The sequence below is a fragment of the Azospirillum agricola genome, from assembly GCF_017876095.1.
Classification (GTDB): Bacteria; Pseudomonadota; Alphaproteobacteria; order Azospirillales; family Azospirillaceae; genus Azospirillum; species Azospirillum agricola.
The window spans coordinates 136,660-158,147 of sequence record NZ_JAGINM010000012.1; the positions used below are offsets into that span (position 1 = coordinate 136,660).

Below are 21,488 nucleotides of genomic sequence, written 5' to 3' on the forward strand. Positions count from 1 at the left end.
CTTGGAGGAGCACCGTCGGTGTTCACAGCGGTTCGGCTTGAAGAGGCACTGGACCATCACCGGTCCGGACGGCTTGACAAGGCGATCGCGCTGTACGAGCAACTTCTCGCGCAGAACTCCAGCCACGCCGATCTTCTCCATTTGTCGGGATTGGCCGCCCACCAAGCGGGCAATTCCCGGTTGGGGTTGAAGCGGATACGCGCGGCGGTGGCGGTCCAGCCCAATTTTCCGATCGCCCTCAACAGCCTTGGCACTCTTCTGGCCGATCTCGGAAGGAATGCCGAAGCGGCGACGGTCCTGGGCGCCGCCATCGCGTGCGACCGCGGCTACGCCCAGGCCCATGGCAATGTGGGCACCGTGTTGCAGGCGCTCGGCCGGTTGGCCGAGGCAGAGGCGGCCTACCGCCGTGCCCTCGAGTGCGATCCGGACAACGCCCCGGCGCGGATCAACCTCGGGGTTTTGCTTCGGCAAACCGGCCGGAGCGCTGAAGCGGCCCACCATCTGCACGATGTGGTCAAAGCCAACCCACACCATCCCGGTGTATGGCGTCACCTGGCGCTCTGCCTGAGCGACCTCCGTCATCCCGACACGGAGGCCTGCCTGCGCCGCGCACTGGCGGACACTCCGGACGATGCCGACCTGTCGCGCGAACTGGCCCTGCTGCTGATCGGGCAGAGCCGTTGCGTGGAGGCGGAGGCCATGCTCGAAGCGGCGGTCGCCGCGGCCCCGGCCGATGGCCTTCTGCGGTTCGCGCTGGGAAGCGCCATGCAGGGGCAGGGGCGGCTGGAGGAGGCGGTCACCCGCTACCGCGAGGCGCTTGCCCGCGATCCCGGCCTGGCGGGAGCCTGCAACAATCTCGGCGTGGCCTTGCTGGATCTGGGCCGCCATGCGCCGGCTCTTGCCGTGTTGCGCCTCGCCCTCGCTTTGCAGCCCGACGATGCGTTGAGCTGGAACAACATCGGCACGGCATTCGACGCCGGCCGCCGGTGGAACGACGCCATGTCGGCCTTCAAGCGGGCCTTGAGGCTGCGTCCGGATTACGGCAAGGCGCTGAACAATCTGGCCGGTGTCTGGAAAGCCTGGAAGCGGTTGGATCGCGCCGAGGCGTTGCTGCGTCTGTCCATCGCTGTCCAGCCGGATTATGAGGAATCCTATGCCAACCTCGCTTCCGACCGTCAGGAGCGCGATGATCTGGCCACCGCCGAGCGGCTGTTCCGGCGAAGCCTGCGAATCCGTCCGGGCAGTGCCGTCGCCCTGACCGGTTATGGTCTCGTCCTACAGGTGCAGGGCCGGATGGCCGAGGCCGAGGCGGCGCATCGCAAGGCGCTGTCCCTCGATGACCGCAGCGCGGAGGCCCATGCCAATCTCGGCATGTTGCTGTGGCAGAGCCGCATGGACGCCGAGGGGGCTGAAGCCAGCCTGTCCCACGCCATCGCGTTGAATCCCTCGGCGGGGCCCGCTCATCTGAACCGGGGGATTGTCCGGCTCACACGCGGCGACTTGGCCAGCGGCTGGGACGATTACCGGTGGCGTTTCCGGGCCAAGGGTTACGAAGACCGTCCGATCGCCGCCCCTCTTTGGGACGGTGAGGATCTGTCGGACCGCCGTCTGCTGGTCTGGGGCGAGCAGGGGGTCGGCGACGAGATCATGTTTTCCTCCTGCTGGCCGGACCTGATCCCACGGGTCGGCCATCTGGTGATCGAGTGCGACCGCCGGCTGGTTCCGCTGTTCACCCGCTCCTTCCCCAAGGCGACGGTGCGGGCGCAGACGATCGGTCCGGATGGCCGCGAAACCATCGATCCTCCCGATGTGGACGCCCACATCCCGGCCGGTCAGGTTCCACGCCTGCTGCGGCGTTGCCTGGCGTCCTTCGGGCCGGAAGCCTCGTGGCTGGTGCCCGATCCGGCGCGGCTGGCGTTCTGGCGCGAGCGGCTGGCGCGGCTGGGGCCGGGGTTGACGGTTGGAATCGGCTGGCGCAGCCAGGTGATGACCACCGAGCGACGTGGAGCCTACACGTCGTTGGACCAGTGGGGGGCGATCTTCGCGGTGCCGGGGATCCGGTTCGTCAACCTGCAATACGGCGAGTGCGGTGCGGAGCTGGAAGCGGCGGAAGCGCGCTTCGGGGTGCGCATCCACCGCTGGTCCGACCTGAACCTCAAGGACGATTTCGAGGGGGCGGCGGCGCTCACCGCCAATCTCGATCTGGTGATCTCGCCGGCGATGTCGGCGGGCGAGCTGGCCGGGGCGCTCGGCGTGCCGGTCTGGCGCTTCGGCGGCAGGGACTGGACCCAGCTCGGCAGCGGCGTCCGCCCCTGGTTCCCCTCCATGCGGCTGTTCCAGCCTCGCCCCGGCGAAACGCTGGGGGACGTGCTGGGCGGCATGGCCCGTGCCCTGGAGTGCCTGCGGAGCGTTTCCGACCCGGTACGCGCCCCCATGGCGACGGCTCTGGATGCCGACCAACGCACCGAGGAAGCCATCACGCTTTACCGCAAGGGCGATGCGGCTGCCGCCGAAGCGCTGGTCCGCTCCGTTCTGGACGATGCGCCCATGCATGGAACGGCGCTGCATCTGGCCGCCGTCCTGACGGCGCGGCGTGGCGACGCTGAGGACGCCGCGGCGCTGTTCGAGCGGGCCGCTCGCGTCACGCCGCTCAATGCGGCCGCCCATGCCGGACAGGCCGACGCCTTGCGGAAGCTGGGACGTCTCGACGACGCCGACACCGCCCAGCGGAGGGCCATCGTCGCCCAGCCGGACGCCGCCGAGCATTGGATCAACCGTGTGGCGCTAATCCAGACGCTTGGCCGGGGCGAGGAGGCGCTTCGCGGCATACTCCGCGCGATCCGGCTGCGGCCCGACCTGTCGCTCTCCCACACCCATCATGGGCATCTCGTCAGCGACCCGGCGGCGATTCTGGCAAGCTTCCGGCGCGCCGCCGTGCTCGATCCGGCCGTGCCGGATCTTCTCAGCAACCTTGGCAGCGCCTTTCATGCGATGGACCGTTTCGCGGACGCCGAGCGCGTTCTCGGCTGGGCGCTGCGCTGCGCTCCGGACATGGCCGTGGCCTGGACCAACCGGGGGAACGCCCTGGGCGGGCTTGGCCGGTTGACCGAGGCGGAAGCCTGCCATCGCGCCGCCATCGGCCATTGCCCGGATCTGGCCGAGGCGCACGCCAACCTCGCCTTCCTGCTGGATCAAGCCGATCGCCGGGATGAGGCGCTGGACGCCTACCGCCAAGCCTTGGAGGCCAACCCGAAGCACGCGCAGGCCCACTACAACCTGTCGCTGATGCTTCTGAGGGACGGGGTGCCGCGCGCCGGCTGGAGCGAGCATGAATGGCGGATGGCGACGCCGCAGTTCCGCACACAACGGCGCCGGCTCGCCGCCCGCGCGTGGCGTGGCGAGAACATCGCGGCGTCGCGGCTTCTGGTATGGCGGGAGCAGGGGGTCGGCGACGAGATCCTCTTCGCCTCCTGCTACGCCGACGCGATGAAGCGCGCCGGGCATCTGGTCATCGAATGCGACCGCCGGCTGGTCTCCCTGTTCGCCCGGTCGTTCGCCGGTGCCACCGTGCGTCCCGAAACGGTCGAACCGCGCGACGCCGATGTCCAGATCGCCGCCGGCAGTCTGCCGCGCCTGCTGCGTCCCGACCTGAAGCGCTTTCCGACGCGCGCATCGTGGCTGGTGCCCGATCCGGCGCTGTTGGCGCTCTGGCGCGAGCGGCTGGCGGCGCTGGGGCCGGGGCTGAGGGTCGGGATCGGCTGGCGCAGCCAGCTCGTCACCGCGCAACGCAAGGCCGCCTACACGTCGCTGGACCAGTGGGGGGCGATCCTCGCGGTGCCGGGGATCACCTTTGTCAATCTGCAATACGGCGACTGCGGTGCGGAGCTGGAAGTGGCGGAGGCGCGCTTCGGGGTGCGCATCCACCGCTGGTCCGACCTGGACCTCAAGGACGATTTCGAGGGGGCGGCGGCGCTCACCGCCAACCTCGACCTGGTGATCTCGCCGGCGATGTCGGCGAGCGAGCTGGCCGGGGCGCTCGGCGTGCCGGTCTGGCGCTTCGGCGGCAGGGACTGGACCCAGCTCGGCAGCGGCGTCCGCCCCTGGTTCCCCTCCATGCGGCTGTTCCAGCCTCGCCCCGGCGAAACGCTGGGGGACGTGCTGGGGCATATCGCGGCGGCCCTGTGCCCGCCGGTCTGCGCACCGCCTCCGGTGGAGGAGCCGGACCGGCTGCTGGAGCGGGCGGTGCGCAGCCATCGTGCCGGGCACCGGGACGACGCGGCGGCCCTGTATGAGCAGGTGCTGGCCCAGCGCCCTCAGGATCCGGTAGCCTTGCATCTGTCGGGTCTGCTCGCCCATCAGGCCGGACGCCCGGCCGAAGGGGAAGCACGGATCATGGCGGCCCTGGCCGCGCTGCCCGACTATGCGACGGCGCATATCAGCCTGGGCTCGGTCCGGCTCGCCTTGGGGCGGCCGGAAGACGCTGCGGCCGCCTTCCGCCGGTCGCTGGCCCTGCAACCCGGCGAACCGGCCGCCTGGAGCAACCTTGGCAATGCCCTGGATGCCCTGAACCGTCCGGAGCGGGCGGAGGCGGCGCATCGCCGGGCGCTCGCCGCCGATCCGGACCTTGCCGAAGCGCACGACAACCATGGGGTCGTTCTGGCCCGTCTGGGATGCGTGGCCGAGGCCGAGGCCGCCCATCGTCAGGCGTTGCTGCGCGCGCCGGAGATGGCGTCGGCCTGGATGAACCGTGCCGTCGCACTCCGCCGTCTGGGACGGAGGGATGCCGCCGAACGCAGCGGGCGTACGGCCCTGTCTCTCGATCCGGCCATGGCCGACGCCATGGCGAACCAGGGGCGGCTGCTGCGCGAGCAGGGTCTTCCCGGCATGGCGGTGCGTTGGTGCGACCGTGCCCTGGCCCTGGTTCCGGGGCTGCCGACGGCGGCGTTCAACGGCGGCGTCCTGCGGCTGGCGCGCGGATGGCTTCGCGCCGGATGGGAAGGGTACGATCGTCGGTTCGAGGCACGCGACGTCGCCGGCGGCGTGCGGCGGCCGGGCGTGCCGCTGTGGACCGGGAGCGATCCCGCCGGGCGCCGCATCCTGGTTTGGCGCGAGCAGGGGATCGGCGACGAGCTGATGTTCGCCAGCGCGCTGTCGGACCTGATCGCGCGCGCCGGCCATGTGGTGGCCGAATGCGACCGGCGTCTGGTTCCGCTGTTCGCACGCTCCTTCCCGCAGGCGACGGTGCAGGCCGCCCCCGATCATCCGCAAGCCAGGGCCGAGGGTGTCGATTGCCACATCGCGGCCGGATCGCTGCCGCGCTTCCTGCGCCGTTCCCTTGCCGACTTCCGGAAGGAACCGGGCTTCCTGCGCGCCGACGCAGCCGCGGCGGCGGCGTGGCGGCGGCGGGTGGCGGAACTGGGGTCGGGATTGACGGTGGGGGTGGCGTGGCGCAGCGGTCAGCTCGATCCCGACCGCATCGCCAACTACACCCGGCTGGAGGCATGGAAGCCGGTCTTCGCCATTCCCGGCATCGTCTTCGTCAACCTCCAATACGGGGATTGCGCGGAGGAGTTGGCGGCGGCGCGGCGGCGTTTCGGCATGGCCCCGCACGCCTTCGAGGATCTCGATCTGAAAAATGATCTGGACGGTGCGGCATCCCTGACCACAGCACTGGATCTGGTGATCGCCCCGGCCACTTCGACCGGGGAGTTGGCGGGGGCGCTCGGCGTGCCGGTGTGGCGGCTGGCGCAGGGCGATGACTGGACCACGCTCGGCACGGGGGTCCGGCCCTGGTTTCCGTCCATGCGGGTTTTCACGGCATCCACCGGCGGAACCGTCGCCGACTGTCTGCCGAGAGTCGCCGCCGAACTGCGGCGTCTGTCCGGCTTTTCCACCTGACTGGCCTCGACCGGACAAGCGGGAGGCATCAAAAAAGCCGGGCGAGGCGTTGAACCTCCACCCGGCCTTCTTCAAAACGCTTTTCCGTGGGGGGAGATCAATTCACCCTGCTTCTCGTCAGGCGGTCAATTTCTTCCTTGACGTGCAGCTTTTCAAGCTTGAGGCGCTTGACCGCGCTCTCATCCGGCCAGGACCGCTTTTCTTCGTCGAGGATGGCGCGGTCAAGGCGCAGGTGCTTTTCTTGCAGGGAAACAACACGAGCATCGGTGTGCATGTTCTGCTCTCCGTCTGATCGAACCGCTTCCCGTCTGAGTATGACGGGCCGGTGACATCAGTGTTGACCGATCCAGTCGGCCGAACAACCCTAATCTTGCGTCTTATGCGGTCAAACCATACAAAAAACTGCCTCGATCGATTGTGCGTGTGACGTTGCGTCGCACAAAGGAGAGGTTGTCATCTTTTCGCGCAACACCATGCGTATGGCTGCAAGGCGGTGCGGATCCTCAGCCAAGGACTTGGCCTTCGCGATATAATCCTCCTCGGAATGCGCCACCCAGCCGGGTTCCCCCAGGCTGTGCAGCAGCGACGCGGTCATTCGTCCGATGAAGCGTTCGCCGGCCAGCGTCACCACCGGAACCCCCATCGACAGCGCATCGAAGCTGGTCAGGCAGCCGCCATAGGGAAAGGGGTCGAGCGCGATGTCGACCCGCTCGTGCAGGCGCAGATGCTCCTCGTGGCTGGCGGCCGGCGGAACCAGAAGCAACCGGTCGCCGCCGATGTCGTGCCGCGCGAAGGCGGCGGCCATGCGGACGCGCCCTTCCTCGCCGGCCAGCCCCGCGCCGCGCGACTTCAGCATCAGGCGTGATCCGGGCACCGCATGAAGCAGCGCCGACCACAGCGCGACGACCCGCTGGTTGACCTTGGCGTCGAGGTTGAAGGAGCCGAAGGTGACACGGCCCAGCGTGGCGCAGGGCGGTGCCGGCAGCCACCCCGCGCCACGCCGGGCCGGCGGTTCGAACAGGAACAGATGGGGCAGGCGCACCAGCCGCTCGGTAAAACGCTCCGTGCTGTCCGCAGGGTGGAGCACCGGGTCGGTCAGCCACACATCCATGGCGTCGACGCCGGTGGCGTGCATTCCGTAATAGCTGACCTGGAGGGGCGCCGCCCGGCGGGTGAACAGCCCCATCCGCTGGCCGCTCGTGTGACCGATCAGGCAGACCAGGACATCGACGCCGTCGGCACGGACACGGTCGGCCAGTTCGTCGTCGCTCATCGCCCGCGTGTCGCACCAGCCGTCGGCAAATCCCCGCAGCCTATCGAACGCCGGGGCTGCGAAAGGCAGGTTGCCGTAGACCAGCGGAACGACACGGGACCGGTCATGCGCCCGCAGCAGGGGACCGACCTGATCGAGCAGCCGGTTTCCCGGATGCAAGTAGCCCGACACGTACCCCACGCGCAGCGGCCGTCCGCCGAGGGCGGGCCGGGTCAGGGCCGGATTGGGCGCGACCGGGCTGGATAGGGTCCGCCCGAAACGGTTCCGCCATCCGTCGATCTCATCGGCCAGCGTCGCGTTGTCGAGATCGGCCAGCAGGAGCAGGGTGGTCAGGCGGGTGCTGTGGACCCAGGGCTCGTCGCTGAGCCGGGTGGCCGCGCGCAGGCCGGTCATCGCTTCCGCTATGGCGCCGAGATTCTTGGACGCCAGGGCGCCGTTGTAATGCGCGGCAAAGGCCGCCGGATCGAGAACCACGACACGGCGGTAGGCGCGCCGCGCATCCTCGAAACGGCCGAGTTCGAACAGGGTCAGCGCCAGCGCGTCAGCGACGGCAACGTCCATCGGATCGATGGCGAGCGCCTGTTCGTACGCGTCCAGTGCCGCCTCGGGCTGCCGGGCGGCGTTCCGGGCGCGGCCGAGGTCGAGCAGGGCGGCGAACAGATCACGCCGGGCATCCTCACGGTCGGGATGCAGGCGGGCGGCGGCGGAGAAGCCACGCACGGCCTCGTCATGCCGGCCGGCTCCACGCGCGATCACCGCCAGATTGTGCAGAACCTCGTTGTGGGCCGGCCGCAGCGTCAGGGCACGCCGATACCAGGGCGCGGCATCCTCCGTCCTTCCCATCCCGTGCAGCAACGTCCCCAGCCGTGCCGGCACGGCGCCGGCCTCCGGATCGAGTTCGGCGGAACGGCGGAGCGCGGAGACCGCTGCGCCGGGCTGTCCGGCGGTCTCCAGCGCCAGCCCCCAATGGTAGAAGATCGCCGCTCCGCCGCCGCTCACCGCCGCCCGGCCGAAGCCCCGAGCCGACGCGGCCGGATCACCACGCTCCCGCTCGGCGTGCCCCAGCCCGTCCTGCGCCTCGACCAGCGCCGGGTTCAGCGCGACGGCATGGCGGAAGCGGCGCACGGCTTCGCCCGGCCGGCCGAGCGCCCGCAGAACCTTGCCGTGGTTGACCCGCGGGTCGGCGGCAAGCGGAGCGGCGGCGGCGGCGCGCGTCAGCAGCCCGTCGGCCTCCTCCAGCCGCCCGAGCTGGGCGACCAGCAGCCCGCACAGGTGCAGGGCCTGCGCCTGCTCCGGATCGGCGTCGAGGATCCGGCGGTACAGCAGTTCCGCCTCGTCGTAGCGGCCGGTCTGGTGATGGTCGAAGGCGATGGCGAGGGCTTCGGCGATGGTCGCCATGCAGCGGGACCTCAGGCGGATGGGGAGGGCGGGGACAGGGCGGCAAGCGCGCGGATGGCGCGGGTGACGGCGGCGGCCATGTCTTCGCCGGGTGCTGGCTGGATCAAGCGCATGGACGGGAACCAGGGGCGGACGCCGCTGCCGAGCTGGGTCCAGTCCCTGCCGCCCAGCCGCCAGACCGGCACGCCGAGCGCCCCGGCCAGTTCGCCCGCCGACATCGCTGGCGAGATCACCAGGTCGAGGGCCGTCATCAGCGCCGCCACCCCCTCGAAATCATCCTTGAGGTTCAGGTCGTCCCAGCGGTGCAGGCGGCGGCCGTCACGCTCGACGGCGGACAGCTCGGCGGTGCAGTCGCCATATTGCAGGTTGACCGCCACCACGCCCGGCAGATCGAGCAGCGGCTCCCAATCCTCGAGAGAGGTGTAGGCGTTCCGGCGCTGCGCGGTGACGAGCTGGCTGCGCCAGCCGAGCCCGACCTTCAGCCCCGGTCCGAGCGCCGCCAGCCGCTCGCGCCAGAACGCCACCCGCGCCGGGTCGGCAGCCAGATAGGCGTCGCGTTGCGGGAAGGCGGCCAGCCGGTTGCGGAACAGCGCGGGCAGTCCGCCGGCCGCCACCTGAAGGTCGCAGTCCGGCGGTTCGACGGTTTCGCCACCATCGCGGCCAACGGTTTCCGCCCGCACCGACACCCAGGGAAAGGCGCGGGCGAACAGGCTGACCAGCCGCCGGTCGCACTCCACCGTCACCGGGCCGTCCAACCCTTTCAACGCGTCGAAGCAGGAGGCGAACAGGATTTCGTCGCCGACCCCCTGTTCGCTCCACACCAGAAGACGGCGACCCTCCAGCGCCTCGCCGCGCCATTCGGGTCGCGGAATCCGGCGCGCGCGCTGGAGTTGGCGGGCGGAAAACCGCTTGCGATACCCTGCCCAGCCCGCCGTGATGTCGCCATTGGCAAGCGCCAGCAGCCCGAAATTCCAGGCGGCCAGCGCGAAATCCGGATCCAGGCGCAGCGCGCGCCTCAGATGAAGATCCCTGTCCGCCGCCCGGCCGGTCAGGTTGGCGATGGTGGCGAGGTTGTTTTGGGTGTCCGGCGTCTCCGGCCGCAAGGCCACGGCGCGCCGGTAATGGATCGCGGCCTCGGCGTAGCAGCCCTCGGACTCGCAGGCATGGCCCAGGTTGGTGTGGGGAGCCGGGTTGTCCGGAACCAGCAGGATCGAGCGGTTGTGCAGAGGTTTGGCGTCCGCCGGCCGGTTCGACGTTTGCAGACGCAGGCCGAGATGGGTGAGCGCCTCCGGGAAATCGGGGCGCAGCGCCAGCGCGCGGGTGAAGGAGCGCAGGGCGGCGTCCGGCCGCCCTCTGGATTCGTGCACCAGCCCCAGATGGTTCCAGGCGGCGGGAAAATCCGGCATCCGCCGCAACGCGTCGGCCATCAGCCTCTCGGCCTCCTCCGGCTGTCCGCATTGATGATGGATCAGACCCAGCAGATGCAGCGCGTCGGCATGGCCGGGTTCGGCGTCGATCACCGCCTCGTAACCGGCCCGCGCCTCCTCCAGTCGGCCGGCCCGGTGCCGGTCGATGGCGTCCGACAGCAGGGCGTTGGTGTCGGGCTTCGGCGCCCGCACGGCATCGGCGGCGATTCCTCCCGCCGCGCGCAACGCCCGCGCGATGGCGCCGAGCGCATCCTCCAGCGTTTCGCCGGGGCGAGGCTGGAACAGCCGCATGGAAGGGAACCAGGGGCGGACGCCGCAGCCGAGCTGGGTCCACTCCCTGCCGCCGAAGCGCCAGACCGGCACGCCGAGCGCCCCGGCCAGCTCGCCCGCCGACATCGCCGGCGAGATCACCAGGTCGAGGTTGGCGGTGAGCGCCGCCGCCCCCTCGAAATCGTCCTTGAGGTCCAGGTCGGACCAGCGGTGGATGCGCACCCCGAAGCACGCCTCGGCGGCGTTCAGTTCGGCCGAGCACTCGCCGTACTGAAGGTTGACAAAGGTGATCCCCGGCACCGCGAGGATCGCCCCCCACTGATCCAGCGACGTGTAGGCGCTGCGCCGTTCCTCGGTGACGAGCTGGCTGCGCCAGCCGATCCCGACCCTCAGCCCCGGCCCCAGCGCCGCCAGCCGCTCGCGCCAGAACGCCAGCCGGGCCGGGTCGGGCACCAGCCACAAGGCTTGCGGTTCGAAGCTCGGCAGGGAGTTCCGCAGATGGAAGGGCAGGCTGCCCGCCGGCACCTGAAGGTCGAAATCGGGTGGCTCGATGGTTTCGGTCAGATCCGCGGTGCAAGTCTCCGCCCGCACGGTCGCCGTGGGAAAGGATCGGGTGAAGAGCGGAACCAGCCGGCGGTCGCACTCGATGGTCACCGGACCGCCGCTCCAGGCCAGCAGGTCGGGGTAGCAGGAGGCGAAGAGGATCTCGTCGCCAACCCCCTGCTCCCGCCACACCAGCAGACGCCGGCCGCGCAAGCCCTCTCCGCCCCAGAGCGGCCGGTCGATGCGGCGGTGCGGACGCACCTCCCCGGCGGCGAAGCGCCGCTCGTAACCGGCCCAGCCGCGCGGCAGGTCGCCGTGCAGCAGAGCCAGCCTCCCGAGATTGTAGGTCGCGGTGGCGAGATTCGGGTCCTGCGCCAGCGCCGCCTCGTAGCACTCCTCCGCCTCCTTGTAGCGGCCGAGGACCTGGAGCGCGTTGCCGAGGTTGTGGCGGGCCTCGGCGAAGTCCGGGCGCAGATCCAGCGCCTTGCGGTGGCAGATTTCCGCCTGGTCGGGACGCCCCAGCCGTTTCAGCACGCTGCCCAGGTTGTTCAGGGCCGCGGGGTGGAGGGGGTTGCGCCTCAGCGCCTCGCGGTAGGCGATCTCCGCCCCCTCATGGGCTCCCTGCTGCTGGAGGATGGCTCCCAGATTGTAGTGGGCGTTGGCGTCGTCCGGATTCTGGGAAACGGCGACGCGGTGCTGGGCGACCGCTTCGCCCAGACGTCCGGCGTCGGCCAGGGCATCGCCCAGATTGGTGTGCGCCTCGGTCATGCCGGGGGCGAGCCGCACCGCGTGCGACAGCGCGGCGATGGCCTGGTCCAACCGGTGCAGCGCCCGCTCGCTGTTGCCCAGATTGTACCAGGCCTTGGCGTAGTCGGGCCGCAGCGCCAGCGCCGACGCGAACAGCCGCCGGGCCAAGCCGTGCCGGCCCAGCGCTGCCAGCGTGTTGCCGAGATTGTGACGGGCGGTGGCGCTCTGCGGGTTCAACAGGATCGCGTTGCGGTGGGCCTGGGCCGCCTCGTTGCGTCGGTCGGCGGCCGTCAGCGCGCTGCCCAGGTTGTCCCAATAGTCGGCAACCCCCTTCTCTCGCTCCAACGCCTGTCCGATCAGCTCGACGGCGACGGCCGGCTGGCCGATCTGGAGCGCCAGGACACCCAGCAGATGCAGCGCGTCGGCATGCTGCGGGTCGGTGGTCAGGACGGCGCGGTATCCCTGCTCGGCCTCCATCAAGCGACCGGCCTGATGATGGGCCAGGGCCTGTGTCAGGATGCTGTCGCTCATCGCCCACCCGCTCCGCCTTGCCCCGGCACCGTCCAACCGGCGCGCTCCCATCCAAAGGGAGTGCCATGATCGGGCCTGTGCGGTAAAGATGCCACCGATATCATTCCGTTGCCCGCCCGGAGACGCGCCCATGGCCGCATCACGCCTGTCCCTGCGTGGAAAGAAGGAGCGCACCGGCGGTGCCGTTCCGCCGGCGGCGCGCCTGTCGCGGAACGCCGACGCTCTGGCCGCCGCCGACCGTCACGCCGAGGCCGAGGCGGCCTATCGCGCGGCGCTGGCCGCCGACCCGACCCAGGCCGGCACCCACAACAACCACGGCAACGCGCTGCGCGCGCTGGGCCGGACGGAGGAGGCCGTCGCCGCCTACCGCGCCGCGCTGGACCATGGGCTGGACATCGCGCTGGTGCATTACAATCTGGCATCCGCCCTGCGGCAGGCCGGGCGGGCGGCGGAGGCGGACCGCGCCTATCGCCGGGCGCTGGTCATGCAGCCGGACCATGCCGAGGCCTGGAACAACCACGCCAACCTGCTGCGCGACGAGGAACGGCTGGAGGCGGCGGCGGTCGGCTACCGGCGCGCCGTGACGCTGCGGCCGGACTGGAACGACGCCCACGACAATTTCGGCTCGGCCCTCTATCTGTTGCACGAGCGCGGGCGGGTGGAGGAGGCGGCGCGTCTGGCCGGGCTGTGGCGGCGCGAGCATCCCGGCAACGCGGTGGCCCGTCACATCGGGGCCGCCATCGCCGGCGAAGGGGCGGAACCGCGCGCCCCCGACGCCTATGTGCGCCAGACCTTCGACCTGTTCGCCGGGGAGTTCGACGAGAAGCTCGCCGAACTCGGCTATCGGGCGCCGGAGCTGCTGGCCCGCGCCGTCGCGGCGGACAGCACATCCGGCAACGGCGCCTCCGGCGACGGCATGCTCGACGTGCTCGACGCCGGATGCGGCACCGGCCTGTGCGCGGCGGCGCTGCGTCCGCTTGCCCGCCGCCTGACCGGGGTCGACCTGTCCGGCGGCATGCTGGAGCGCGCCCGCGCGCGCGGCCTTTACGACCGCCTGGAGGAGGCCGAGCTGGTCGCCTTCCTGGAAACCAACCCCGCGGCCTTCGACCTGATCATGGCGGCGGATGTGCTGTGCTACTTCGGCGTTCTGGACGATGCGCTGTCCGCCGCGTCGGCGGCGCTGCGCCCCGGCGGCCGGCTCGCCTTCAGCGTGGAAGCGCTGGGGGATGGGGAGGAGCCGCCCCACCGCGTCGCCACCCATGGACGCTACGCCCACCGCGAGGCCTATCTCCGCGCCGCGCTGGCGGCGGCGGGGCTGGCGGTCGCGTCGCTCGGCCGCGACACGCTGCGCCTGGAGAGCGGCGTGCCGGTTTCCGGGCTGGTGGTTCTGGCCCGGAAACCGGACGCCTGACGCGGACCGTTCAGGCCTGACCGCCCCGGAAAGCGGTGGAGCCGTCGAAAGGCCCGTCGGCGCCGTCCGGAAAGGGCAGGCCGAGCCCGTCGTGGGTGCGGTCGTGGATCAGCGCGTGATCCCGGATGGCCGGCCAGACGAACCGGCGCAGGAATCCCTGCTCCGGCCGCCGGCTGGTGTCGGCACGGGCGAACCGCTCCGCCAGACCGCGCAGTTCCGGCAGCAGGCCGGCGATCCCACCCCACTGGCCGGCCGGGATCAGGTCGGTTTGCAGGACATGGGTGCGCATGATGTGGAAGGGCTGCTCCGACGCGATCCAGGCCTTGACCGCCGCCGCCTCCCCGGGGCCGACCCGCGAGCCGCAGTCGCGGCAGAGGAAGCGGCGAACCGTCGGATCGTCCGAGGCGAAGAAGCGCCAGTAGGGACCGCTCCGCGCCCCGCTGCCGGGCGCCATGGCGACCAGTTCGGCGCCGCTGGCCGCCAGTTCGGCAAGGATGGCGGCGGGCGTCGAGTCATCGTGGTAGATCCGGCATATCCAGCCGGGATAGAGGACCGGAACCAGCCTCGCATTCTCGATCGCCCCTTGCCTGTGCGGCGCGCTGCTTCCCCACAGGCCGAAGACCACGACGTCGCGGGTCCGGGCCTCGGCGGCGCGCGGTGCCGCTGGCAACTCCGGCAGGGCGGGAGCGTGCGCGACCGCCTGCCGGTTCTTCTCGCGCAGGGCGGCGCCGGCCCAGACGTTCGCCTCCGCCTCGCGGCCAAGGGCATAGAGGGCTGGAATCAGATTCTCCAGCGCGTCGAGATGGGTCGGGTCGATGCGGACAGCGTGCGACAGGACCGCCACCGCCACGTCCGGCCGGCCGGTCTGGCCCAGGGCAATGCCAAGATTCAAGGTCGCCGACAGGAAATCCGGCACCAGCATCAACGCCCGGCGGTAGGGAGCCAGCGAATCCTCGCGCAGGTCGGCGGCGTAGAGCGCGTTTCCCAGCAGGAAGGCAAGATCCGCGTCAAGCGGCGCCAGTTCGACCGCGCGGAACAGGAAGGGCAGGGCGAGGGACGCGCGGCCGGCCTCGATCAGCAGCCGGCCTCGCTCGTGCAGCAACGCCGCCAACCGCTCCCGCGCCGCCTCCAGATCCGGAGCCGCGCGCACCGCCCGGCCGAGCGCCGCGATGGCGCCATCCCCGTCGCCCAGGCCGCGCAGCGCGCTGGCGTGGTCGGTCCAGGCCTCGGCGAAATCCGGCCGCAGGGCGAGGGCGCGGCGGTAGGCGTCGGCGGCCTCGCCCAACCGCTCCAGCCCGCGCAGCAGGTTGCCCCGGTTGGCGTGGATGTCCTCGGCCTCGGGGCGGAAGACCAGCGCCCGCGCGATCAAGGGCAGCCCGACCTCCCCCTGTCCGACCTGCCCCGTCAGAACGCCCAGGAAATGCAGGGCGTCCGGCTGGTCGGGATCCGCGTCCAGGATGCGGGCATAGAGTTCCTGCGCTTCGCCGAGGCGGCCGGCGATGTGGAGGTCGAGAGCGAGCGTCAGGGCTTCGGTGATCGTGGCCATGCGAAAGCCTTAAGCACCCAAACGAATCCGCGCAAGCCCGCAGGCGGACCATCCGAATCAGGACGGAGGCGTTGCCCGCCAGAGGCTGATGCTAGGCCTTTCGGCGCAACCCCGAATAAGGGTAAACGAACCCTTTACAGGCGCCCTTATCCATCATACCTTAACAAACAGGTAATTCCTGACATCGGGTGACACGGGTCATGAACGTGGCGACCGCCACATCGACGGCTTCATGGCCGTCTTCCTTCATGATGGCCACCGGCGGCGACACCGTCGGAAAAACGGCCGAAGTCCCGATTCCCGACCCGATCGGCCAGGTTGCGACCGGTCAGACCGGCAATTCAGGCTCCGAGCCGTTGGTCAACCGCTTCCCGTCGATCGCGTTTTCCTACGATGTCGATGCGTCGCGCCTGGTCATGCTGTACCGGGATCCCGCGAATGGAAAGACCGTCTCGCAGATTCCGACCGAGGCCGCGCTGAAGCAGTACAAGGAGGCGCAGGAACAGGAAAGAACCGCCTCCCGCGCCGCGACGCTGCGGGTCACCGTCGGTGGTTCGGACAGCCGGGGCGGCGACGGCGTGTCCCAACGCGACGCCAACGCCAAAACGCCCATGACGACGCCTGCGACGGCGGGCGGTTCGGCACCGCCGTCTTCCTCTTCCGGCGCCGCCGTTTCCGTGGCACATTTCTCCCCGGCCACCACGCGCCCGGCCGCCGCATCGACCGGCGTCGCGCGTGTGAATGTGGTGATCTGATCCCTGCCCGGGTCACGCTTCGGGGACTTGCGCCATGAGCCTGGACATCGCCTCATCCACCGCCGGTGCGGCCATCAGCCTGCGCCAAGCCCAGGGGCAGTTCGATTTCGGCCTGAAGGCGCTGGATCAGGCAGCCCAGCAGCAGACGGACGCCGTGACCACCTTGCTGGGGGGAACGGAAAGCGGCGGCGGCAACGTCACCGCCACGCGCGGTCAGAACCTGAACATCACGGTCTGACGCGTCACGGCCCGGTCCTGTTTCCGCTTCAAACCTTTGAATCGAGGAGCGACTTCAGCATGTCGTCCTGCGTCCGGACGACGGCGATTCCGGCGCCATAGGCGCGGCTGGCGGCCATCTGGTTCACCCGCTCCCGCACCGGATCGACGTTCGGCGCCGCCACCATGCCGCGTGAGTCGGCGTAATCCGCCTGCGGGTCGTGCTCCTGGAGATAGGCCGGGGTGATCGGGGTGAAGGTCGCGCGCGTGCCGGGGTTGGTGCCGCTCTGCGCGACACCCAGCGCCTGATAGGCTTGTGGTTTCCCTTCCGGCACGGTGCCGGCCGCGTCGGGAACGGCGCCCTTGCTGCGCAGATTCGCGACGTTGGAGGCCGAGGCCTCGATCCGTCTGGTCTGGGCAGTCATTCCGCTGAGCGCGATGCCGAGGGTGGGGACCATGGTTCACGGGGCCGGGCTGTTGCACCGCCCGCATCCTACCATGAGACCGATCCGGAGCGAAGCCGACACGCCTCGCATTGGCATGCCCCCATCAGGAAGCGGTTGCGGCCGTCGCCCGTTGGGCGTAGTCGGACCGGCATGCCCGACACCGTTCCCCCACCCGTGCCCGATCCCGACGCAGCTTCGCCCAGCGCTGTCCCACCCGGCGCTGCCCAGGACGCCGGCCTCGCCCTGGTGTTCCTGACCCGCGTTCCGCTTCCCCTGACCGGACCGCTTGCGGATGGGGCGGCGGCCCGCGCCATGGGGTGGTTTCCGCTGGTCGGCGCCCTGGTCGGCATGACGGGGGGGCTGGTCTTCGCCGTCGCCACGCTCGCCCATCTCCCGCCGTTGACGGCGGCCCTGTTGGCCCTGGCGGCAACGGCGTGGCTGACCGGCGGGTTGCACGAGGACGGGGCCGCCGACGTCGCCGACGGCTTTGGCGGCGGGCGCGACCGGGCGCGCAAGCTGGAAATCATGCGTGACAGCCGGGTCGGCAGCTACGGGGTGCTGGCGCTGGTGTTCTCGGTGGCCATCCGAGCCTCGGCGCTGGCCGCCCTCGCCGGACCGGCGGGATCCGACGTCGGAAACGCCATCGCGGCGCTGGTCGCGGCCGGCGCCCTGTCGCGGGCCGGGATGGCGGCCGTCGCCAGCCGTCTGCCGCCGGCCCGCAGCGACGGCCTCGCGGCGGCGCAGGGCCGGCCCACGGCCGCGACCGCCGCGCTGGCCCTGGCGCTGGGCGGTCTGGCCGCCGTGGCGACGCTGGGCTGGATGGCGCCCGCCGCGATCCTGGCGGCGGGCGGAGCCGGATGGTTGGTCGCGGAGCTGGCCCGGCGCCAGATCGGCGGGCACACCGGCGACGTGTTCGGGGCGATCCAGCAGGTGGGCGAAGCCGCCGTGCTGCTGACCGTCGCGGCCTGGGCCGCGGCCGTGGCATGAGCGTCACCCGCTGGTGGCTGATCCGCCACGCCCCCGTCCCCAACCCGCAAGGGGCGATCTGCGGAAGCAGCGATCTGCCCGCCGACACCGGCGACCGGACCAGGGCGGTGGCGCTCATGGCCGTTCTGCCCACGCGGGCCGTCTGGCTGACCAGCCCCCTGCGGCGGTCGCGGCAGACCGCGCTGACCTTGCGTCCGGACCTCCAGGCACACGCCGACCCGGCGCTTGCCGAGCAGGATTTCGGCCGTTGGGAGGGGCTGTCGCACGCGGAGGTCGCTGCCCGCCACCCGGAGGAAGCCGCCAGCTTCTGGACGGACCCCGCCGGCAACGCGCCGCCCGGCGGCGAGAGCTTCGCGGCGGTGATGGCGCGGGTGGCCGGGTGTCTGGAGCGCTGGACCGCCGCCCAGTCCGGGTGCGATCTGATCGCGGTGATCCATGGCGGTTCGATCCGCGCGGCGGTGGCGGTGGCGCTGGATCTGACGCCCCAGGCGGCGCTGCGGCTGCGGGTCGATCACTGGTCGCTGACGCGGCTGGATCACCACGCGGCGGCGGGCGGCGGTTCCTGGTCGGTCGGCGGGGTGAACACCGTGCCTTGAACGCCGGGCCCGGAACCTTTCCGTGGGAGCGGCGTTGACGGAACTCTGTTGGGCTACCGAACGAGAGGCAGAGCATGGTCACCACCCGCACCGGCACCGACCGCGAGGCCGCCGAGAAGCTCTGGAGCATGATCAAGGGCACCCGCGTCACCATGATGACGACGCTCGACGACAACGGCCGGCTGAATTCCCGTCCGATGGCGACCCTGTCCCACGGCGGTTTCGAGGACGGTACCCTGTGGTTCTTCACCCGCGCCGATTCCGAGAAGGTGTCCGAACTCGACCGCCACTGGCGTGTCAACCTGGCCTACGCCAACCCTGACAAGGAGGACTACGTCTCGCTGTCCGGCATCGCCGAGGTGGTGCGCGACCGCGACAAGATCCGCTTCCTGTGGCGCGACATCCTGTCCACCTGGTTCCCGAAAGGGCCGGACGATCCCGAGATCGCCCTGCTGAAGGTCAGCGTCGACCAGGCCGAGTATTGGGACAGCCCGTCGAGCGCGATGGTCTACGCCTATGGCTACGTGAAGGCCAAGATCACCGGCGAGGCGCCCGATCCGGGCGAGAACGTCAAGATCGCCTTCCAGTAAGCGGGCTAGTAAGCGGGCCAGCAAGCGGAAAGGATCAGGCCGTGGCGTCGTGGCGGGCGCACCAGCGCCGCCACAACGCCCGGTAGACCCGCTCGAACTGCCGGGCCTTCAGCCGCCCGTCGAGGAAAGACGCGGCCTCCATCCGGCCGCGCAGCCCCGCGCGCAGGTCCGCCAGCCGCGCGGGGTCGGCGGCGAGGTCCGTCGCGATGCGGACATAGCCGTCGGGATCGGCCGCGATCAGATCGGGCAGACCGATGGCCGACAGCAGCGAGGCCGACCAGCGGCTCATCATGTTGCCGCCCGGCAGCGTCACCACCGGCACCCCCATCCACAGCGCCTCGAAGCTCGTGGTGGCGCCGCAGAAGGGAAAGGGGTCCAGCGCGATGTCGACGCCGTTGTAGAGCGCCAGATGATGCTGGCGCTCCTGCACGGCGGCCGGCGTCAGCAGGCGGGCCGGATCGACGCCGGCGGCCTCCACGATCCGCCGCGCCCGGTCCGCCAGCGCCGGGGCCGCGTAGAGATTCTTGTATTTCAGGACCAGCCGGGATCCCGGCACCGCCGCCAGCACCCGTGCCCACAGGGCCAGCACCTCGTCGGATTGCTTGGCCGGGTTGTTGAAGCTGCCGAAGGTCACGCCACCACGCGCGAGGTGCGGCGGCGGCACGACCGGCGGGGCGTCGGCGATCGGCGCGTAGGCGAACAGCGTCGGCAGGCGGATGGGGCGCTCGGCGAAGCGTTCCGGGCCATGGCGCGGCGTCATCACCCGGTCGGTCAGGATGGCGTCGATCGCCGACAAGCCGCTGGTCGCCGCGTCGTAGAGGCTGATCTGGACCGGAGCGGGGCGATGGGCGGCCACCAGCGGCCGGTTGGCATCGAACCGGCCGGCGAGGATCACCAGCACGTCGATGCGGTCTTCCCGAATCCGTTCGGCGACCGTCCGATCGTCCAGCCCGCCGATGGAACGCCAATCCTGGACATGGGCGCGGAAGCGGTCCGTCACCGCGTCGGGCCGGGCGACGTCGGCGTAGGCGGTGACATGGACGCGCTCGCGGTCGTGGTTGGCAAGGATCGGCTCCAGGTTGCGGGCGACCGGATGCTCGCGGAAGTCCGCCGACAGATAGCCGACGCGCAGCCGGCGCCCCGGGTCGGGATCGCAGGCCGGCGGCTTGGCCTGGGCATAGAGGGGAAGGGCGTGCAGAGCCTCGAAGCGGCGGTGCTCGGCGTAGCGCATCGCCTCGCTCCAGCCGGGATCGTAGAGGATCGAGGACAGCAGGTTGCGGTGCGACGCCACGCTGGCCGGCTGGATCGCCAGGGCGCGGCGGTAACCGGCCGTCGCCTCCGCGTAGCGGGCCGACGCGCGCACGAGGCTGGCGAGGCTGCACAGCGCGTCGACATGGGCCGGGTCGAGCGCCAGCGTGTGGCGGTACCCGTCGGCGGCCTCGGCGATGCGTCCGAGTTCCTGAAGGTCGAGCGCCCGGTTGAACACCGCGGCGCCGTCATCCGGGCGCAGGATGATCGCGCGGCGGTAGGCGGCGACGCCGTCGGACGCCCGCTCCAGCCTGCGCAGCGTGTGGCCGAGATTGTACCACGGCTCCGCCAGATGCGGCCGCAGGGCCACCACCATCCGCAGCGGGCTCAGCGCCTCCGCCAGACGGCCGGCGGCGATCCGCAGCAGGGCGAGGTTGACCCAGGGACGATGGTCGGTCGGAAGCAGCCGCGCGGTGCGGCGGTAGGCGGTCTCGGCAAGGCCGGTGCCGGGGCCGATGCCGGGGCCGGCCTCGGCCTGCGCGGCGGCGACGGCCAGCGCGAATTGCGCCTCCGCGTCGTCCGGCTCGGCGACCGACCAGCGCCGGAAGGCGGACACCGCGCCCGCCGCATCGCCGGCCGCCAGCCGGCAGGTGCCGAGTGCGTTCCACAGCACGGGCTCCCCGCCGCCATAGCGGAGCGCCTCGGCAAAGGCCTCGGCCGCATCGCGCGGACGGCCCTGCCTGTGCAGTTCCTGCGCCAGCCCGCGCCAAGCCCCGGTCTGTGCCGGATCGATCCGCAGCGCGTGGCGGTAATGACGCGCCGCCGCGTCGGTGTCGGCGGCCTCCTGGGCGTGGTTGGCAAGGTTGACATGCGCTCCGGCCAGCGCCGGATCGCCCAGCACCGCCAGCCGCAGCGAGACGGCGCTCTCCCGGCTCCGGCCGAGCGCCGACTGCGCCAGCGACCGGTGGTACCAGGCGGCGCCGAAGCCCGGATCGGCGCGGCCGGCCTGGGCGAAGCTGTCGATGGCCTCCTCGACGCGCCCCAGCGCGCGGAGCGCCAGCCCCCGGTTGTTGGCGGCCGGCGCGTGCCGCGGATCGGCCTCCAACGCCCGCCCGTAGGCTTCGGCCGCGGCGTCGCGCCGCCCCAGCCGGTCGAGCACGACCCCCAGGTTGAACAGCGTGTCGGCGTGGCCGGGAGCGAGCTCCGCCGCCGCCGCGTAGGCGCCCGCCGCATCCTCGGTCCGCCCCAGCCGGTCGAGCGCCATGGCGTGGTGGCGGTGATACTCGGCGATCCCCGCATTGTGGCGGATCGCCTGGCCGATGAGATCGGCGGCGGCCTCGAAGGCGCCGCACTGGGCCGCCAGCACGCCGAGCCGGTGCAGGGCGGCGGGGTTCCCGGGATCGGCCTCCAGGATGCGCCGGTAGAGCGTCTCGGCCTCGGCGAGGCGGCCCGCCTGATGATGGTCGGTGGCGATGGCGAGCGCTTCGGCGATGGTAGCCATGGAGGGGCTTCCTTGCGGTCCGGCCGGTCCGGGCTGCCGGCGTCACGAGATACACGCAGACTCGCGGGGATTGCACGGATTTTGTGCCCCGGCGTCCCCGCGCGC

At 71.3% G+C, this 21,488-nt stretch carries 13 protein-coding genes; 7 read left to right on the top strand and 6 right to left on the bottom strand.

Annotated features, from left to right (window positions below; translation table 11 throughout):
* Positions 1–18 precede the first annotated feature (18 nt).
* Entirely contained in the window at positions 19–5,898 is a 5,880-nt protein-coding gene (locus J2847_RS18955; protein WP_209780436.1) for a tetratricopeptide repeat protein, read from the top strand.
* A gap of 97 nt (positions 5,899–5,995) precedes the next feature.
* Here the strand turns inward: J2847_RS18955 and J2847_RS18960 are convergent, their stop codons facing one another.
* From J2847_RS18960 to J2847_RS18970, 3 genes are all read right to left on the bottom strand, one after another.
* Entirely contained in the window at positions 5,996–6,172 is a 177-nt protein-coding gene (locus J2847_RS18960; RefSeq protein WP_085554025.1) for a YdcH family protein, read from the bottom strand.
* A 111-nt stretch (positions 6,173–6,283) separates the two neighbouring features.
* Complete coding sequence (locus J2847_RS18965; RefSeq protein WP_209780437.1) at positions 6,284–8,569, bottom strand: tetratricopeptide repeat protein; 2,286 nt, start codon at positions 8,567–8,569, stop codon at positions 6,284–6,286.
* 11 nt (positions 8,570–8,580) lie between these two features.
* Positions 8,581–12,087, bottom strand: coding sequence for a tetratricopeptide repeat protein (locus J2847_RS18970; RefSeq protein ID WP_209780438.1), 3,507 nt, complete (start codon positions 12,085–12,087; stop codon positions 8,581–8,583).
* A gap of 130 nt (positions 12,088–12,217) precedes the next feature.
* On the opposite strand from J2847_RS18970, the gene J2847_RS18975 reads away from it, so the two are divergent.
* A complete protein-coding gene (locus J2847_RS18975; RefSeq protein WP_209780439.1) occupies positions 12,218–13,498 on the top strand; it encodes a methyltransferase in 1,281 nt (426 codons plus the stop codon).
* Between the two features lie 10 nt (positions 13,499–13,508).
* Here the strand turns inward: J2847_RS18975 and J2847_RS18980 are convergent, their stop codons facing one another.
* A complete protein-coding gene (locus tag J2847_RS18980) occupies positions 13,509–15,044 on the bottom strand; it encodes a tetratricopeptide repeat protein (protein WP_209780440.1) in 1,536 nt (511 codons plus the stop codon).
* A 200-nt stretch (positions 15,045–15,244) separates the two neighbouring features.
* On the opposite strand from J2847_RS18980, the gene J2847_RS18985 reads away from it, so the two are divergent.
* On the top strand, positions 15,245–15,799 hold the full coding sequence (locus J2847_RS18985; protein WP_209780441.1) for a hypothetical protein: 555 nt from the start codon (positions 15,245–15,247) through the stop codon (positions 15,797–15,799).
* Between the two features lie 34 nt (positions 15,800–15,833).
* Positions 15,834–16,037: a hypothetical protein gene (locus J2847_RS18990; protein WP_085554020.1), complete on the top strand. Its 204-nt coding sequence runs from the start codon at positions 15,834–15,836 to the stop codon at positions 16,035–16,037.
* 28 nt (positions 16,038–16,065) lie between these two features.
* Here J2847_RS18990 and J2847_RS18995 read toward each other — a convergent pair whose 3' ends face one another.
* Positions 16,066–16,473: a flagellar basal body rod protein FlgC gene (locus J2847_RS18995; protein ID WP_209780442.1), complete on the bottom strand. Its 408-nt coding sequence runs from the start codon at positions 16,471–16,473 to the stop codon at positions 16,066–16,068.
* Between the two features lie 138 nt (positions 16,474–16,611).
* Here J2847_RS18995 and cobS point away from each other — a divergent pair, with 138 nt between their 5' ends.
* From cobS to J2847_RS19010, 3 genes are all read left to right on the top strand, one after another.
* Entirely contained in the window at positions 16,612–17,448 is an 837-nt protein-coding gene (gene cobS, locus J2847_RS19000; RefSeq protein ID WP_209780443.1) for an adenosylcobinamide-GDP ribazoletransferase, read from the top strand.
* Positions 17,445–18,044 (top strand): histidine phosphatase family protein, encoded by a 600-nt coding sequence (locus J2847_RS19005; RefSeq protein ID WP_209780444.1) that lies wholly within the window; start codon positions 17,445–17,447, stop codon positions 18,042–18,044. The genes cobS and J2847_RS19005 overlap by 4 nt, the downstream gene beginning before the upstream one ends.
* Positions 18,045–18,118: 74 nt before the next feature.
* On the top strand, positions 18,119–18,634 hold the full coding sequence (locus J2847_RS19010; RefSeq protein ID WP_209780445.1) for a pyridoxamine 5'-phosphate oxidase family protein: 516 nt from the start codon (positions 18,119–18,121) through the stop codon (positions 18,632–18,634).
* A 34-nt stretch (positions 18,635–18,668) separates the two neighbouring features.
* On the opposite strand, the gene J2847_RS19015 is transcribed toward J2847_RS19010, so the two are convergent.
* Positions 18,669–21,383: an O-linked N-acetylglucosamine transferase family protein gene (locus J2847_RS19015; protein WP_209780446.1), complete on the bottom strand. Its 2,715-nt coding sequence runs from the start codon at positions 21,381–21,383 to the stop codon at positions 18,669–18,671.
* Between the last annotated feature and the right edge of the window lie 105 nt (positions 21,384–21,488).

Bases quoted from the DNA above. Each gene is read 5' to 3' on its own strand.
- J2847_RS18960 (WP_085554025.1), bottom strand. From the start codon at position 6,172: ATGCACACCGATGCTCGTGTTGTTTCCCTGCAAGAAAAGCACCTGCGC.
- J2847_RS18965 (WP_209780437.1), bottom strand. From the start codon at position 8,569: ATGGCGACCATCGCCGAAGCCCTCGCCATCGCCTTCGACCATCACCAG.
- J2847_RS18970 (WP_209780438.1), bottom strand. From the start codon at position 12,087: ATGAGCGACAGCATCCTGACACAGGCCCTGGCCCATCATCAGGCCGGT.
- J2847_RS18975 (WP_209780439.1), top strand. From the start codon at position 12,218: ATGGCCGCATCACGCCTGTCCCTGCGTGGAAAGAAGGAGCGCACCGGC.
- J2847_RS18980 (WP_209780440.1), bottom strand. From the start codon at position 15,044: ATGGCCACGATCACCGAAGCCCTGACGCTCGCTCTCGACCTCCACATC.
- J2847_RS18985 (WP_209780441.1), top strand. From the start codon at position 15,245: ATGAACGTGGCGACCGCCACATCGACGGCTTCATGGCCGTCTTCCTTC.
- J2847_RS18990 (WP_085554020.1), top strand. From the start codon at position 15,834: ATGAGCCTGGACATCGCCTCATCCACCGCCGGTGCGGCCATCAGCCTG.
- J2847_RS18995 (WP_209780442.1), bottom strand. From the start codon at position 16,473: ATGGTCCCCACCCTCGGCATCGCGCTCAGCGGAATGACTGCCCAGACC.
- cobS (WP_209780443.1), top strand. From the start codon at position 16,612: ATGCCCGACACCGTTCCCCCACCCGTGCCCGATCCCGACGCAGCTTCG.
- J2847_RS19005 (WP_209780444.1), top strand. From the start codon at position 17,445: ATGAGCGTCACCCGCTGGTGGCTGATCCGCCACGCCCCCGTCCCCAAC.
- J2847_RS19010 (WP_209780445.1), top strand. From the start codon at position 18,119: ATGGTCACCACCCGCACCGGCACCGACCGCGAGGCCGCCGAGAAGCTC.
- J2847_RS19015 (WP_209780446.1), bottom strand. From the start codon at position 21,383: ATGGCTACCATCGCCGAAGCGCTCGCCATCGCCACCGACCATCATCAG.